The following is a 15750-nucleotide window of genomic DNA, read 5'->3' as shown; positions in this document are numbered from 1 at the left end:
CACCATGACCACCCCGATCGTTGCCGTGGTGACCTTCGATCACTTCAGCCCTTTTCACTGCGCCGTCCCCTGCCTCATCTTCGGCGATATTCTGCCGGGCCAACCGCTGTTCGAGCTCAAGATCTGCTGCGGCGATGGCAACCCTCATTCACGCTCGGCGCAAGGCTTCACTATTCAGGCTCCCCATGGGCTGGAGGTGCTGGCCGAGGTGGAGATCATCGTTATTCCCTTCTGGCACGACCCGGCTGCACGGCCACCCGCAGCGCTGCTCGATGCCCTGATTGCCGCCAGAGCCAGAGGTGCCCGACTGGTCGGGCTCTGTCTCGGCACCTATGTGCTCGCCTACGCCGGGCTGCTCAATGGTCGCAAGGCATCGACCCACTGGGAGTACGAACAGGATTTCTGCCACCGCTTTCCCTGCGTGCAGCTCGATACCAACGCCCTCTATGTGGATGACGAGGGGCTGGTCACCTCGGCTGGCACTGCCGCCGGGTTGGACTGCTGCCTCTATCTGGTACGCCAGTACCACGGCTCGGCCATCGCCAACAAGGTGGCGCGGCGGCTGGTGATCCCGCCTCACCGGGAAGGGGGCCAAGCCCAGTTTATCGAGCAGCCGGTGCCCGCCTCCACCCGCGATGTCCGGATGAACCAGTTGCTCGATCACCTGCGTGCCCATCTGGCCGAGCCTCACACCCTGGACTCTCTGGCAGATCTCACCCTGATGAGTCGACGCACCTTTACCCGCCGTTTTCATCAGGCAACCGGCCTCTCGGTGGGTGAATGGCTGCTGGCGGAGCGGCTCAGGCGCAGTCAGGAGCTGCTGGAGGTAAGCGGCCATTCCATTGATCGCATTGCCGAGATTGTCGGCTTCAAAAGTGCCACCTCCCTGCGTAATCACTTCCGCGCCCGCTTTGCCATCTCTCCAAGCGAGTGGCGACGATCTTTTCGCGGCAACAATGTCTGATGACATCCTCTATACCCGTTCACTCCGCTATGGCAGGCTAACCAGAGATCCCGAGGAGTCATCCCATGTCCCGTTCCGAACGCCTGCTGGCCCTGCTCCAGCTGCTGCGCGGCCACCGTTACGCCATCACAGGCGCGGAACTGGCCAGCAAGCTTGGCATCAGCCTGCGCACCCTCTATCGGGATATCGCCACCCTGCAGGCGCAAGGTGCCCATATCGAGGGTGAACCAGGGATCGGCTATGTGCTGCGTCCCGGCTTCATACTGCCGCCATTGATGTTCAATGAAGAGGAGCTGGATGCACTGGTGCTGGGGTCACGTTGGGTCGTCGCCCACGGTGACGGATCCTTGAGTGCATCGGCCAGCAGTGCGCTGGCCAAGATAGAAGCCGTGCTGCCCGCCGACTATCGCCAGCAGCTCCAGAGCAATGCCCTGCTGATCGGCACCTCCCGCAGCAACAGCCTCACCGATGAAGCCCCGCTGCGCAGTGCCATCCGCCAGCAACGCAAGGTGATCCTGGGCTATCGCGACCTCAAGGATGAGGCCTCTGAGCGCACCGTCTGGCCCTTTGCCCTCGGCTACTTCGAACAGGTACGGGTACTGGTGGCCTGGTGCGAACTGCGTCAGGGCTTTCGCCACTTTCGGGTTGATCGCATCACCCGGATGCAACCGCAAGATTGCCGCTATCCCAAAAGCAGAGAGAGCCTGCTGAAGGAGTGGCGCGCCACCCAGCAGATCCCGCAGCCGAAATTCATTGCTGACAGAAACTGACAGCAGGTAGCGCCATGCTGACGGGGTCGGCGCCGATGTGCCATCTCATCAGCAAGGAGCATCACCATGTTAGTCCCCCAGTTCACCATCCTCTACGTTGCCAATCCGACCCGCAGCGCGCTCTTCTACCGCGAGTTGTTCGGTCGCCAGCCGGTGGAGGAGTCACCTACCTTTGCCATGTTCGTGTTCGAATCGGGCGCCAGACTGGCACTCTGGTCCAGCGCCACAGTCGAGCCCGCAGTAACCCAAACGGCCGGAGCGATGGAGCTGGCCTTCACCCTCCCCGATGATGATGCCGTCGATAGCCTGTCTGCCGAGTGGCTGGCGCGCGGGCTCACCCTGATCCAGGCGCCGACCAAGATGGAGTTTGGCTACACCTGCATGGCCCTCGATCCGGATGGCCATCGTCTGCGCCTCTACTGCCCGGCACCTGAGCTGGGGTAAATCCGGTTCAATGTTCCACGTGGAACGTGCCCATCCCATTGGCTGTGTTATCATCTGCGCGCATCATTTTATGGATAAACAATGACCACTCGACATAATCCACTCAAACTGTATCAGCCAGAGAACTGCACAGCCGATGAACTGAGCGAGAAGCAGTTGGCACTTTTTGCCCTGCTGCAACTGCGTGAGCAGGAGTTTGGCTTCAACCCCAACGTCATCGTCCACTACCCGGAAGCCAGCTTTCTCGGTACTCCGCTCGATTATCTGGATCAGCTGATCGATGAACAACGGCAGCAGGGCCACCTCATCAATGAGGTGGTGATACTCACCACGTATCAGGAGCTCTATTCCCCTCTCACTCAAAGCGGTTATCAGACCGAAGCCGTTCATATGCCCGCAGGCCCGGATCACACTGCAATCTTCAGAGCGCATTGCGGTTCTCAGCCAGCAGGCAAAACCCTCTACATCGAAGCCGTCAATGAGCAGGATCCCAAAATCCGGCCGACCTTTGTTTTGATGCTGCATGATGAGAATGGTGAACTGCAGGGAGGCATGTCCGGGTCTATCTACTCCACAGACAATCGGCGATTCGCCTATATCGGCACTGTGGTGGTGCAACCGGGGCAACCCGCAGGAACCGGCACCCTGCTCGCCAATACCGTGCTGGAGTACCTGACGCAGCAAGGGGTTTACGAGGTCAATCTCGGTACCCAGACCGCCGAGCCTTTCTATACCAAGCTGGGGTTCAGGGTCATCCACCACATAGTGCCAGCGTTGCGTCACCGCACGGCTAGCGATGGTGCCGAGCTCCCACACAATCTGGTCATCATGAGCAAAATGCTCTGATAAAGCAGACTGCAGATGTAAAAAAGCCGCTCTTGTGAGCGGCTTTTTACTGCAACCAGCGAGTCTGATTAGACGTCGAGGTTGGCTACGCGCAGGGCGTTGGTCTCGATAAAGTCGCGACGCGGCTCTACTGCATCACCCATCAGGGTGGAGAAGAGCTGGTCGGCACCGACGGCATCATCGATGGTGACGCGCAGCATGCGACGGGCTTCCGGATCCATGGTGGTTTCCCACAACTGGTCCGGGTTCATCTCGCCCAGCCCTTTATAGCGCTGGATGTAGATGCCACGTTTGCCTTCGCCCATCAGCCACTCGACCGCTTCGACGAAGCTGGAGACCGGCTTCACCTTCTCGCCACGCTTGATGTAACCGCCTTCCTCGATCAGGTTGGCGATCTCCTTGCCCAGCGAGACCAACTGACGGTACTCGGAGGATTGCAGGAAGTCGTAGCTGATCGGATATTCGCGGTCGACACCGTGCTGACGTACCACGGCATGCGGCACGAAGAGGCGGCGCTCTTCATCGCGGCGAACCTGCATCTGGTACTGGATGCCCTGGTTGCTCTCGTTGAGCACGGCTTCCATACCCTGACACCAGGCCAGCAGATCGCTCTCGCTGTTCAGCAGCGCTTCGTTCAGCTCCGGCTGATAGATCAGCTGGGTCAGAACCGCTTCCGGTGCACGGCGAGACATGCGGGTGATCAGGTGAGTCACCGAGCGGTGCTGGTTGACCAGACGCTCCAGAGCCTCGCCACCAATGGCCGGGGCAGACTCATTGACGTGCAGGGTCGCACCATCCAGCGCCATGGCGGTCTGGTACTGCAGCAGCGCATCTTCGTCTTTCAGATACTGTTCCTGCTTGCCCTTCTTCACCTTGTAGAGCGGCGGCTGGGCGATATAGACGTAGCCACGCTCGATGATTTCCGGCATCTGACGATAGAAGAAGGTCAGCAGCAGGGTTCGGATGTGCGCACCATCGACGTCCGCATCGGTCATGATGATGATGTTGTGATAACGCAGCTTGTCCGGGTTGTACTCGTCGCGACCGATACCGCAACCCAGTGCGGTGATCAGGGTGCCTACCTCTTGTGAGGAGATCATCTTGTCGAAACGGGCCTTCTCTACGTTCAGGATCTTGCCCTTGAGCGGCAGGATGGCTTGGTTCTTCCGGTTGCGACCCTGCTTGGCGGAACCGCCAGCAGAGTCCCCTTCCACTATGTAGAGTTCGGAGAGTGCCGGGTCTTTTTCCTGACAGTCAGCCAGCTTGCCGGGCAGACCGGCGATATCCAGCGCGCCTTTGCGGCGGGTCAGCTCGCGGGCCTTGCGGGCCGCTTCACGGGCACGGGCCGCATCGATGATCTTGTTGACCACGATCTTGGCATCGCCCGGGTTTTCCAGCAGGAAGTCGGCCAGCTTCTCACCCATCGCCTGCTCGACAGCAGTCTTCACTTCGGAAGAGACCAGCTTGTCCTTGGTCTGGGAGGAGAACTTGGGATCCGGCACCTTGACGGAGATAACGGCAATCAGACCTTCACGCACGTCATCACCGCTGGCGGCAGATTTGGCCTTCTTGCTGTAGTCCTCTTTCTCCATGTAGGAGTTGAGGGTACGGGTCAGCGCGGTACGGAAACCAACGAGGTGAGTACCACCATCGCGCTGCGGAATGTTGTTGGTGAAGCAGTAGACCCCTTCCTGATAGGCGTCGTTCCACTGCATGGCGACTTCCACACCGATGCCATCCTGTTCGGTGGTGAAGTGGAACACCTTCGGATGGATCGGGGTTTTGTTCTGGTTCAGGTACTCAACGAACGCCTTGATACCGCCTTCGTAGCAGAAGTGCGCCTCGCGGCCATCACGCTCATCCATCAGACGGATGGAAACACCGGAGTTGAGGAAGGAGAGTTCGCGCAGACGCTTGGCCAGGATCTCGTAGTGAAACAGGGTGTCGCTGAAGATGGTCGGGCTCGGCCAGAAGCGAACTTCGGTCCCGGTGCCAGTGCTGTCACCGATCTGCTTGAGCGGAGCCTGCGGCTCACCCAGATGATAGGTCTGTTCGTAGACGTGGCCGTTACGACGAATGGTCAGCAGCAGCTTGTCAGAGAGCGCGTTAACAACGGAGACGCCGACGCCGTGCAGACCACCGGAAACCTTGTAGGAGTTGTCATCGAACTTACCGCCAGCGTGCAGTACGGTCATGATGACTTCGGCAGCGGAGCGGCCCTCTTCCGGGTGAATATCGACCGGAATACCACGGCCGTTATCGCGCACGGAGACGGAGCCATCGGAATGGATCTTGACCTGAATATCGGAGCAGTAGCCAGCGAGCGCCTCGTCAATGGAGTTATCGACGACTTCGAACACCATGTGGTGCAGACCCGAGCCATCATCCGTATCGCCGATATACATCCCCGGGCGCTTGCGGACCGCATCCAGGCCCTTCAGCACCTTGATATTCGAGGAGTCGTAAGTATTTTCACTCATAGCTTACTCTCTGCCTTCTCTAACGTTTCGGAGATCTTGCCTTGTTCCACGTGGAACAACTTGCAGTCATTCGCATCCATCATGTCTGCGAGCTGACCGGTATCGATGGCGGTGATAAACACCTGGGACGCGCACTGCTTCAGCCTTGCGGCCAGGAGGCGACGCTTCTCGACATCCAGTTCAGAGGCAAAATCGTCAATTAAAAAAATACAGCCACGGCTGCTATGTTGATTCAAATAGAGCCCTTGGGCCAAGCGCATGGCACAAACCAGCAGCTTGAGCTGACCCCGGGACAAAATATCCTGAGCAGGCACCCCGTTCGCCTTGAGGCGCACATCGGCTTTCTGCGGACCGACACCGGTGTAGCCCAGCGCCCGATCCCGCTCAAACCCCGCCTCCAGCAGTTCGTTGAGGGGGGTATCTTTCTCCCAGCCCCGGTAAAAACCAAGACTGATATCGAATTCCGGCAGAAAATCCGCCGTCATCTCCTTGATCAGGGGCGTAATGGCCTGACAATAACTGGCGCGAAAGCCTGCCAGTTCACCACCCAGCCGCACCAACTCCTGATCCCAGAACGCCAGCTGACGATATTGGGTGCTCTGGCGCAGCAGAGCATTGCGCTGTTTCAGCAGCCGCCGCACCCGCCCCCACAGGGCAAAGAAGGTGGGCTCCTGATGAAATACCCCCCAATCGAGCCAGGCCCGACGAGCCTGCGGCCCCCCGGTCAACAGATTGAAGCCATCCGGATGGATGAGTTGCACCGGCAGCAGTTCGGCCAGATCGGCCAATCGCTGCGCCTGTGCTCCGGCAATCTTGAGCTGGGTCTCGCCACTCTTGTCCTTGGCAAGACCGATAGGCACCTGACGCCCATCCAGTTCGCACTGGGCAAACAGGGTAAACGCCCTCTCCCCCTGACGGATAACCCGCCCGGTCAGATGAGTGCGAAAGGAGCGCCCCAGACCAAGGTAGTGAATGGCTTCCAGCACGCTGGTCTTGCCGCTGCCATTGCACCCGACCAGAATATTGAGGCCGGGTGACAACGCGAGACTGGCTTGCTGGATATTGCGAAAGTCGCTGAGCTGGAGTTTGACCAGAGACACGACTAGATCCGCATCGGCATTACCACGTACTGAGCATCCTGATTTTCAAAATCCTCAATAATGGCGCTGCTGACGGAATCGCTCAGGCTAACCCGGATTTGCTCACATTTTAACGTATTCAGCACGTCCAGCACATAAGAGACGTTGAATCCGATCTCCATCTCGCCAGCAGCGTATTGTACGTCAAGCAGCTCTTCCGCTTCTTCCTGTTCCGGGTTGTTGGCGGTGATGCGCAGCAGGTTTTCCTGCAGATTGAGACGCACCCCACGGAATTTTTCGTTGGAGAGGATCGCTGCGCGGGCAAACGCCTGACGCAGATCCTCGCGACCAGCGATCAGGGCCTTGTCGCTGTTGCGCGGAATGACCCGGCGCCAGTCCGGGAAACGGCCATCCACCAGCTTGGAGGTAAAGATGAAGCCGTCGAGAGCGGCGCGCAGGTTGCTGCGACCGATCTGCAGCCGTACCGGCTTGTCTTCCGCTTCCAGCAGACGCACCAGCTCCAGCACCCCTTTGCGCGGCAGGATAACCTGATGATCGGGCAGCGATTCCCCCACAACCTCGCGGCGGCAGGTGGCCAGACGGTGACCGTCGGTCGCCACGGTACGCAGACCGTGACCTTCGCTTTCGAACAGCATGCCGTTCAGGTAGTAACGCACATCCTGGCTGGCCATGGAGAACTGGGTCGCATCGATCAGCTTCTTCAGCTCCAGCTGGCTGATATCGAACTCGAGCACGGATTCCCAATCCTCGATGTTCGGATACTCGGTCGCCGGCAGGGTCGACAGATTGAAACGGGAACGGCCGGAACGGATGATCAGGCGATCGCCTTCGGTATTGAGGCGGATTTCAGCGCTTTCCGGCAGACCACGGCAGATATCCAGCAACTTGCGCGCCGGCACAGTGGTGCGGCCATCTTCACTGGTACCATTCAGATAGACCTGACCGATCATCTCTACTTCGAGATCGGTGCCGGTCAGCGACAGCAGACCGTTGCTGACATCAAGCAGCACGTTGCCGAGGATCGGCAGGGTCGGTCGGCCACCCAGGGCACCGGACACCAGTTGCAGAGGACGTAACAGGGCCTCACGGCTAATTTCGAGCTGCATCTGTGCTCTCCGTTATCAGGAAGAAAGGGTACGGATCAGGTTGGAGTAGTCCTCCTTGATGTCGTGACTCTCCTCCTTCAGCTGCTCGATCTTGCGGCAGGCATGAAGAACGGTGGTATGGTCACGGCCACCAAAGGCATCACCTATCTCCGGCAAACTGTGATTGGTCAGCTCCTTGGCCAGAGCCATCGCCAGCTGGCGCGGGCGGGCCACGGAGCGGGAACGACGCTTGGAGAGCAGATCCGCAAGCTTGATCTTGTAGTACTCCGCCACCGTCTTCTGGATATTGTCGATGGTGACCAGCTTCTCCTGCAACGCCAGCAGATCGCGCAGCGCTTCGCGTACGAAGTCGATGTTGATGGCGCGACCGGTAAAGTTGGCGTTGGCGATCACCCGGTTGAGGGCCCCTTCCAGTTCACGGACGTTGGAACGCAGCCGTTTGGCAATGAAGAAGGCCACTTCGTCCGGCAGGTGGATCTGGTTCTCGTCCGCCTTGCGCATCAGGATGGCGACGCGGGTCTCCAGCTCAGGCGGCTCGATCGCCACGGTCAGGCCCCAGCCAAAGCGGGACTTGAGGCGATCCTCGACACCGTTGATCTCTTTCGGATAGCGATCCGAGGTGAGGATGATCTGCTGGTTGCCTTCGAGCAAAGCGTTGAAGGTATGGAAGAACTCCTCCTGGGAGCGCTCCTTGTTGGCGAAGAACTGAATGTCATCGATGAGCAGGGCATCGACGCTGCGGTAGTAACGCTTGAACTCTTCAATAGCGTTGTTTTGCAGCGCTTTCACCATGTCCTGCACGAACCGCTCGGAGTGCATATAGATGACTTTCGCATCTTTTTTGCTCTCCTTGATGGCATTGCCAACGGCGTGCAGCAGGTGGGTTTTACCCAAACCGGTACCGCCATAGAGGAACAGCGGGTTGTAAGCGCCACCCGGATTGTCCGCCACCTGACGGGCCGCAGCACGAGCCAACTGGTTGGACTTACCCTCGACGAAATTCTCGAAGGTATAGTTCACGTTGGTGTTGCTCTTGTGGTTCGGCTCGGGTTTGGTTTCGGGCTTGCTTTCCCAGCTCTTCTGCAAGTTATTCACAGGAGCAGCACCCTGCGCCGGCGCTCTGCTTGCAGCGACGGTGACGGGGTGGGGGCGATTGCCAATATCAAAACGCAGGGCGGGGCCATCGACCCCGCAAAGTTCGTTAATGATGCCGTTCACCCGGATGAGGTACTTGTCTCGTACCCAGTCCAGAACGAAGCGATTCGGTGCATACAGGGTCAGAGTATTGTCACTCAACTCCGCTTGAAGCGGCCGGATCCACATGCTGAATTCTGCCGAGGGCAACTCATCTTGCAGCCGGTTAAGGCACTGCTGCCATAGCGAAGCAGTCACTCTAAACTCCTGTCGATTGATTAACTAAAGACCGGCTATTCTACGTTTTTAGCCGCCGGATCTCCAGCCGTGACCCCGCGGATCCAGCAAATAAGATCCTTGACTTTCAAGGATCCAGCGCCTCCGGATCATCTTTCATCCCCAAAGTTACCCACAGCTTGATCCACTGCTGCAACTGGCGGATCTCATGCTGCACTCCTGTTATTTCATATAACCAAATGTCATTTATTTTTTAAATTTTATTCCAATAACATCAGCGCCAAAGCAGTTATTACAACTACAAATACAAGACATTTAGAGAGAGAAACCCCATGAAAACTTCCATCAAGCTTATTTCCGGCGCAGCCATCCTGTTGGCTACCCTGTCTGGTCAGGCCATCGCCCAGGAGACCATCAAGGTCGGTATGTCCGGAAAGTACTTCCCGTTCACTTTCGTCAAGCAGGACAAGCTGCAGGGCTTTGAAGTGGATATGTGGAACCAGATCGGCGAGCGCACCGGCTACAAGGTCGAGTTCGTGACCGCCAGCTTCTCCGGCCTGTTCGGCATGCTGGAAACCGGCCGTGTCGATACCATCTCCAACCAGATCACCATCACTGACGAGCGCAAGGCGAAGTACGACTTCTCCCAGCCCTACGTCTATGACGGCGCCCAGATCGTGGTCCGTCAGGGCAACAACACCATCCACGGCATCAAGGATCTGGAAGGCAAGAAGGTCGCGGTCAATCTGGGCTCCAACTTTGAAGAGCTGCTGCGCAAGAACGATCCGAACCACAAGATCGATATCCGCACCTATGACTCCGCCTTCGAGCAGGATGTCGCGCTGGGCCGCATCGACGCCTTCGTGATGGACCGCGTCTCCACCGCCCAGCTGATCAAGGAGTCCAAGCTGCCGCTGCAACAGGCTGGCGCACCGTTCGAAACCATCGAGAACGCCCTGCCCTTCCTGAAGACCCCGGAGAAGCAGGCGCTGCTGAAGAAGGTCGATGAGGCTCTGGCCGCCATGCGCAAGGATGGCTCCCTGCGTCATATCTCCGAGAAATGGTTCGCGTCCGACATCACTGACAAATAAATGATGCACTTCGATATCGAGTACACCCTGGGGCTGTTTCCCATCCTGCTCAAATATCTGGGCACCACGATGGAGATGGCCCTGTGGGGATTCGCGTTGGCACTCGTACTGTCGCTGGCCCTGGCGATAGTACGGGTCTTTCGCATCCCCGTGATCCACTGGCTGGCGATGCTCTATATCTCGTTCTTTCGGGGTACACCGCTGCTCGTCCAGCTGTTTCTGCTCTATTACGGGCTGCCACAACTGTTCCACGTTTTTTCCGGGATGGATGCCTTTACCGCCGCCATCATAGGTCTAACCCTCCACTTTGCCGCCTACATGGCCGAGTCGATCAGGGCGTCGATCCTGGGTATACACAAGAGCCAGATGGAAGCGGCGCTCAGCATTGGCATGAGCCGGCTGCAGGCGATGCAGCGGATCATTCTGCCGCAGGCGGCACGCATCGCCACTCCGTCGCTGATGAACTACTTCATCGACATGATCAAGAGCACCTCGCTGGCCTTTACCCTCGGTGTGGCCGAGATCATGGGCAAGGCGCAGATGGAAGCCTCCTCCTCCTTCAAGTTCTTCGAGAGCTTTATGGCGGTGGCGCTTATCTACTGGGTGGTGGTCATCTTCTTTACCCGCTTGCAGCACCTGCTGGAAATTCGTCTCAACCGTGCCTATTAAAGGAGGGCTCTCATGATCAAGCTAACCGGCCTCTCCAAGGCATATCACGGCAATCAGGTGCTCAACGGCATCGATCTGGAGGTAAAGAAGGGGGAGATAGTGGTCATTATCGGCCCCTCCGGCACCGGCAAGTCGACCCTGCTGCGCTGCCTGAACCTGCTGGAGACCCCGGATGCGGGTTCGCTTGCCATCGACGATCTGCAGCTCAATCTGGCAAATGCCAGCGAGCAGCAGGCCATCGAGCTGCGCAAGCGCGCCTCCTTCGTGTTCCAGAACTACGCCCTGTTTGCCAACAAGACGGCGCAGGACAACATCGCCGAAGGGCTGATCACCGTCTGGAAACAGCCAAAGGCGGAAGCCCGTGCTACCGCCCTCGGCATCCTTGAGGATATAGGTCTTGCCGACAAGAAGGACGCCTATCCGGCCTCCCTCTCCGGCGGCCAGCAGCAGCGGGTCGGCATCGGTCGGGCCATGGCGGCCCACTCCAAGGTGATCCTGTTTGACGAGCCCACTTCGGCGCTCGATCCGGAATGGGTCGATGAAGTGCTCGGGCTGATGAAAAAGCTGGCTAGCCAGCACCAGACCATGGTGGTGGTGACCCACGAGATTGAATTCGCACGGGATGTGGCCGATCGGGTGATCTTCATGGAAGGGGGACGGATCGTCGAGCAGGGCCCGCCGGATCAGATATTGGTCGATCCCAAGGATCCCCGTACCCGGGAGTTCTTGCGGAAAGTCCTTAAATAGCTCTCTCTTTGGCGGCCTGGCCGCCTTTTTTATTGAGGGATCCCTTGTTTAACACCGGGTTGCCAGTATAATCCGGAGCCCTCGATCCTCTGGATCCTCACGCTCGGCAGTAGCCTTTTCAAGGCCACCGCAGGATGAGAGGGAACGGCGGATTGACTAAAAGCCGAACTCTGTTTAGAATTCGGCCTCTTTTGCTAGTCGTCACACGCTATAGCTGGCGCGTCGGCTAAGTGTGACAATCAAAACTGTACAGTAATACGGAATCGAATCATGAAACGTACTTTTCAACCGTCCAACCTGAAGCGCAAGCGCTCTCACGGTTTCCGCGCCCGCATGGCAACAGCCAACGGTCGTAAAGTTCTGGCCGCTCGTCGTGCCAAGGGTCGTGCCCGCCTGGTAGTCTAATGCCTACCCAGCACACCTTCTCTCGGGAGTTACGTCTGTTAACTCCCGAACACTTCAAACGCGTTTTCGCCGAGCCTGTCCGGGCCGCCTCTCCGCAGATTACTCTTCTCGCCTCTCCCAATTCGCTCGAACACCCTCGTCTTGGTCTCGCTGTGCCCAAAAAAGCACTCAAGCGTGCCGTCTGGCGTAACCGTGTCAAACGGGTGGTTCGGGAAAGTTTCCGCCTCAAACAACATCAGCTGCCCGCTATCGACATCGTGGTGATCGCCAAGGCCGGTGTGAAAGAGATGGATAACGAGGAACTGTTCAAGTTACTGGAAAAGCTATGGCGCACTCTGTCACGCCGTTGCAATGGGTAGCTATCAAACTGATACGCCTGTATCAGCTAATCATTAGTCCCCTGCTGGGGCCGCGCTGCCGTTTTACCCCGACTTGTTCCCAATTTGCGATAGAAGCAATCCGACTTCACGGTTTCATAAAAGGCGTTTGGTTAGCCAGCAAACGTCTATTAAAATGCCATCCCTTATCCGAGGGTGGTTATGACCCGGTTCCGCAACCAAAGCGAAGAAACTGAAGACTATGGAATCACAACGCAATCTACTCCTGATCGGTTTGCTGTTCGTGAGCTTTTTGCTCTGGCAACAGTGGGAGTCCGACAAGGCTCCCAAGCCGGCCCCGACTACCGTGGCCCAAACCGAACATTTCGTACCTGAAGCCGGTCAATCCGGTGATATTCCTCAGGTTTCCGAGCAAGCCAATGCGACTGCCGCACGCAAGCTGATCACCGTCTCCTCCGACGTGCTCAAGCTGACCCTGGATACCCAGGGTGGCGACATCGTCTCTGCTGAACTGCTGGCCCACAAGCTGGAAGAAGGCAAGGATCAACCGTTCGTACTGCTGACCAGCCAACCTGAGCATCTTTATGTTGCCCAGAGCGGTCTGGTTGGTCGCGATGGTCCTGACAGCCAGGCCCAGGGTCGTCCCACCTATGAAGCCGCCCAGACAAGCTACCAGCTGGCTGATGGTCAGGATCAAGTCGTCGTACCGATGACCTGGACCGACAGCAAGGGCGTTGTCTTCACCAAGGAGTTCATCCTCAAGCGTGGTGACTATGCCGTTGGCGTCGACTACAAGATCGACAACAAATCCGCCGAGCCGGTACAGGTGCAGTTCTACGGTCAGCTGAAGCAGACCGTGGCGACTCCGAAAGACCAGCAAGGCCATGCCATGGTAGCCAGTGCTTACCGCGGCGGTGCCTTCTCCACTGAAGATACCCGCTACAAGAAGTACACCTTCGACGAGATGAAGGATGCCGACCTGAGCAAGACCACCAAGGGTGGTTGGGTCGCCATGCTGCAACACTACTTCGTCTCTGCTTGGGCTCCGAACGCAAACGATACCAACAGCTTCTACAGCCGTGTGATCCCGGGCAAAGGCCAGGCAATCATCGGTTACAAGGCGCCGATGGTTGACGTGGCTGCCGGTCAACAGGCCGAAGTGACCAGCAAACTGTGGGTTGGCCCCAAGCTGCAAGACCAGATGGCCAAGGTGGCAAACCACCTCGACCTGACCGTCGATTACGGCTGGCTGTGGTTCATCGCCCAACCGCTGCACTGGCTGCTGACCGTGTTCCACGGCTTCGTCCAGAACTGGGGTGTGGCCATCATCATGCTGACCCTGCTGGTGCGCGGCATCATGTTCCCGCTGACCAAGGCCCAGTACACCTCCATGGCCAAGATGCGCATGCTGCAACCCAAGATTGCGGCCCTGCGCGAGCGCTTCGGCGACGATCGCCAGAAGATGTCTCAGGGCATGATGGAGCTGTACAAGAAGGAGAAGGTCAACCCGCTGGGTGGCTGTCTGCCGATCCTGGTTCAGATGCCCATCTTCATTGCTCTCTACTGGGCACTGATGGAGTCTGTTGAGCTGCGCCACGCGCCGTTCGCCCTGTGGATCACCGACCTGTCAGTGAAGGACCCCTTCTTCGTGCTGCCAATCCTCATGGGTGCCTCCATGTGGTATCTGCAGAAGATGAGCCCGACCACCGTGACCGACCCGATGCAGCAGAAAGTGATGCAGTTCATGCCGATCATCTTCACTTTCATGTTCCTCTGGTTCCCGGCTGGTCTGACTCTCTACTGGCTGGTAAGCAACGTTATCTCCATCACCCAGCAGACCATCATCTATCGTCAGCTGGAGAAGAAAGGCCTGCACACTCGTAACTGATGCGCAGCTAATCTTCCCGTGATGACAAAAGAGGCGGCCTTCGGGCCGCCTTTTTTATTACAATGTCTCCCACTACGTTTTCCTATCAGCGAACAAACGAGCCAAGCAAGATGACTACAGATACGATCGTGGCCCAGGCCACCGCCCCCGGCCGTGGTGGCGTCGGCATAGTCCGGGTATCCGGCCCCGCCGCCGAACAGGTTGCCGAGATAGTGCTCGGTAAGTGCCCGCGGGTACGCTACGCCGAATATCTGCCGTTCAGGGATGAGCAAGGCGAAGTACTGGATCAGGGCATAGCCCTGCTGTTCAAGGCCCCCAACAGCTTCACCGGCGAAGATGTGCTGGAGCTGCAGGGCCACGGTGGCCCCGTCATCATGGACATGCTGATCCGCCGGATTCTGCAAATTGAAGGGATCCGCCCTGCTCGCCCCGGCGAGTTCAGCGAGCGCGCCTTCATCAACGACAAGCTGGATCTGGCCCAGGCCGAGGCGATTGCCGACCTTATCGAAGCCTCCAGCGAACAGGCTGCCCGCAGCGCCATGCACTCCCTGCAGGGGCAGTTCTCCAGCAAGATCCAGCAGCTGGTGGAAAACCTGACCAGGCTGCGTATCTATGTGGAAGCGGCCATCGACTTCCCGGACGAGGAGATCGACTTCCTCTCCGATGGCAAGGTGGCGGGCGACCTCTACGCCATCATGTCCGAGCTGGACGACGTGCGTGGTGAAGCCAAGCAGGGCGCCCTGCTGCGGGAAGGGATGAAGGTGGTGATCGCCGGTCGTCCCAACGCCGGCAAATCGAGCCTGCTCAACGCTCTGGCAGGCCGTGAGTCAGCCATCGTTACCGAGATTGCCGGTACCACCCGCGACGTGTTGCGCGAGCACATCCATCTCGATGGCATGCCGCTGCATATCATCGACACCGCCGGCCTGCGCGACACCCAGGACAAGGTGGAGCAGATCGGTATCGAGCGCGCCTGGGCCGAGATCGAACAGGCCGATCGGGTGTTGTTTATGGTGGATGGCACCACCACAAACGCGGTCGACCCGCGCGAGATCTGGCCGGAATTTGTTGATCGGTTGCCAAAAAACATCGGCCTCACCGTCATTCGCAACAAGGCCGATCTGACCGGTGAAGATCTGGCGCCGAGCCAGGAGCAGGGCCACGCCGTCTATCGCATCTCCGCCAAGACCGAGCTGGGGCTACCCGCCCTGCGCGAGCACCTGAAGGCTTGCATGGGCTTCCAGGGCAACACCGAAGGGGGCTTTATGGCCCGCCGCCGCCATCTGGATGCACTGGAGCGCGCCGCCGAGCGGCTGTTGGTGGCCAAGGAGCAGCTGGAAGTGTTCGTTGCTGGCGAGCTGGTGGCCGAAGAGCTGCGTCTGGCGCAGGAGTCCCTCTCCGAGATCACCGGCGAATTCAGCTCCGACGATCTGCTGGGCCGCATCTTCTCCAGCTTCTGCATCGGCAAATAAGCCGGTTCGGCAGACAATAAAAAGCCCGGGTTCGTCCCGGGCTTTTTTGTGCATTTTTC

16 protein-coding genes are annotated in these 15750 nt (G+C 58.4%); 12 read left to right on the top strand and 4 right to left on the bottom strand.

Features of this window, described 5'->3' with window-relative positions; genetic code table 11:
- The first annotated feature begins 4 nt into the window (after positions 1-4).
- The 4 genes from I6L40_RS02490 to I6L40_RS02475 all read left to right on the top strand — a co-directional run bounded on the left by I6L40_RS02490 (position 5) and on the right by I6L40_RS02475 (position 3024).
- Positions 5-964 (top strand): helix-turn-helix domain-containing protein, encoded by a 960-nt coding sequence (locus tag I6L40_RS02490; protein ID WP_071914539.1) that lies wholly within the window; start codon positions 5-7, stop codon positions 962-964.
- Between the two features lie 65 nt (positions 965-1029).
- Positions 1030-1734, top strand: coding sequence for a YafY family protein (locus tag I6L40_RS02485; protein ID WP_071914536.1), 705 nt, complete (start codon positions 1030-1032; stop codon positions 1732-1734).
- A gap of 66 nt (positions 1735-1800) precedes the next feature.
- Complete coding sequence (locus tag I6L40_RS02480) at positions 1801-2178, top strand: VOC family protein (protein ID WP_216994944.1); 378 nt, start codon at positions 1801-1803, stop codon at positions 2176-2178.
- Between the two features lie 81 nt (positions 2179-2259).
- Positions 2260-3024 carry a GNAT family N-acetyltransferase gene (locus I6L40_RS02475; RefSeq protein WP_071914530.1) on the top strand — a complete coding sequence of 255 codons (765 nt, stop codon included), beginning with the start codon at positions 2260-2262 and terminating at the stop codon, positions 3022-3024.
- Positions 3025-3092: 68 nt separating this feature from the next.
- Here I6L40_RS02475 and gyrB read toward each other — a convergent pair whose 3' ends face one another.
- The 4 genes from gyrB to dnaA are packed head-to-tail and all read right to left on the bottom strand — an operon-like array spanning position 3093 to position 9102.
- The gene (gene gyrB / locus I6L40_RS02470) at positions 3093-5504 is read right to left on the bottom strand and encodes a DNA topoisomerase (ATP-hydrolyzing) subunit B (protein ID WP_042031093.1); all 2412 of its coding nucleotides are present in this window, start codon (positions 5502-5504) and stop codon (positions 3093-3095) included.
- Positions 5501-6604, bottom strand: a complete 1104-nt coding sequence (gene recF, locus I6L40_RS02465) for a DNA replication/repair protein RecF (protein ID WP_033115255.1) — start codon at positions 6602-6604, stop codon at positions 5501-5503. The genes gyrB and recF overlap by 4 nt, the downstream gene beginning before the upstream one ends.
- 2 nt (positions 6605-6606) lie before the next feature.
- Positions 6607-7710 (bottom strand): DNA polymerase III subunit beta, encoded by a 1104-nt coding sequence (dnaN, locus tag I6L40_RS02460; RefSeq protein ID WP_071914528.1) that lies wholly within the window; start codon positions 7708-7710, stop codon positions 6607-6609.
- A gap of 15 nt (positions 7711-7725) precedes the next feature.
- A complete protein-coding gene (gene dnaA, locus I6L40_RS02455; RefSeq protein WP_033115253.1) occupies positions 7726-9102 on the bottom strand; it encodes a chromosomal replication initiator protein DnaA in 1377 nt (458 codons plus the stop codon).
- Between the two features lie 311 nt (positions 9103-9413).
- On the opposite strand from dnaA, the gene I6L40_RS02450 reads away from it, so the two are divergent.
- The 8 genes from I6L40_RS02450 (at position 9414) to mnmE (ending at position 15691) form a co-directional block, all read left to right on the top strand.
- Entirely contained in the window at positions 9414-10172 is a 759-nt protein-coding gene (locus tag I6L40_RS02450) for an amino acid ABC transporter substrate-binding protein (RefSeq protein ID WP_216994943.1), read from the top strand.
- The gene (locus I6L40_RS02445; RefSeq protein ID WP_104016737.1) at positions 10173-10841 is read left to right on the top strand and encodes an amino acid ABC transporter permease; all 669 of its coding nucleotides are present in this window, start codon (positions 10173-10175) and stop codon (positions 10839-10841) included. It abuts the gene before it with no gap.
- Between the two features lie 12 nt (positions 10842-10853).
- Positions 10854-11588, top strand: coding sequence for an amino acid ABC transporter ATP-binding protein (locus tag I6L40_RS02440; protein ID WP_071914524.1), 735 nt, complete (start codon positions 10854-10856; stop codon positions 11586-11588).
- A 270-nt stretch (positions 11589-11858) separates the two neighbouring features.
- Positions 11859-11993 carry a 50S ribosomal protein L34 gene (gene rpmH / locus I6L40_RS02435; RefSeq protein WP_005307156.1) on the top strand — a complete coding sequence of 45 codons (135 nt, stop codon included), beginning with the start codon at positions 11859-11861 and terminating at the stop codon, positions 11991-11993.
- Positions 11993-12352 carry a ribonuclease P protein component gene (gene rnpA, locus I6L40_RS02430; protein WP_005342318.1) on the top strand — a complete coding sequence of 120 codons (360 nt, stop codon included), beginning with the start codon at positions 11993-11995 and terminating at the stop codon, positions 12350-12352. The genes rpmH and rnpA overlap by 1 nt, the downstream gene beginning before the upstream one ends.
- Positions 12319-12567 carry a membrane protein insertion efficiency factor YidD gene (gene yidD, locus I6L40_RS02425; protein WP_010672280.1) on the top strand — a complete coding sequence of 83 codons (249 nt, stop codon included), beginning with the start codon at positions 12319-12321 and terminating at the stop codon, positions 12565-12567. Before rnpA ends, yidD begins: the two co-directional genes overlap by 34 nt.
- A gap of 5 nt (positions 12568-12572) precedes the next feature.
- On the top strand, positions 12573-14219 hold the full coding sequence (gene yidC, locus I6L40_RS02420; RefSeq protein ID WP_041210478.1) for a membrane protein insertase YidC: 1647 nt from the start codon (positions 12573-12575) through the stop codon (positions 14217-14219).
- 110 nt (positions 14220-14329) lie between these two features.
- Entirely contained in the window at positions 14330-15691 is a 1362-nt protein-coding gene (gene mnmE, locus I6L40_RS02415; protein ID WP_201909987.1) for a tRNA uridine-5-carboxymethylaminomethyl(34) synthesis GTPase MnmE, read from the top strand.
- Positions 15692-15750 lie beyond the last annotated feature (59 nt).

The organism is Aeromonas sp. FDAARGOS 1410 (assembly GCF_019048745.1).
Lineage (GTDB): Bacteria > Pseudomonadota > Gammaproteobacteria > Enterobacterales > Aeromonadaceae > Aeromonas > Aeromonas jandaei.
Note: the sequence above shows the minus strand (reverse complement) of the source record. Positions and strands in the feature narration are given on the sequence as shown.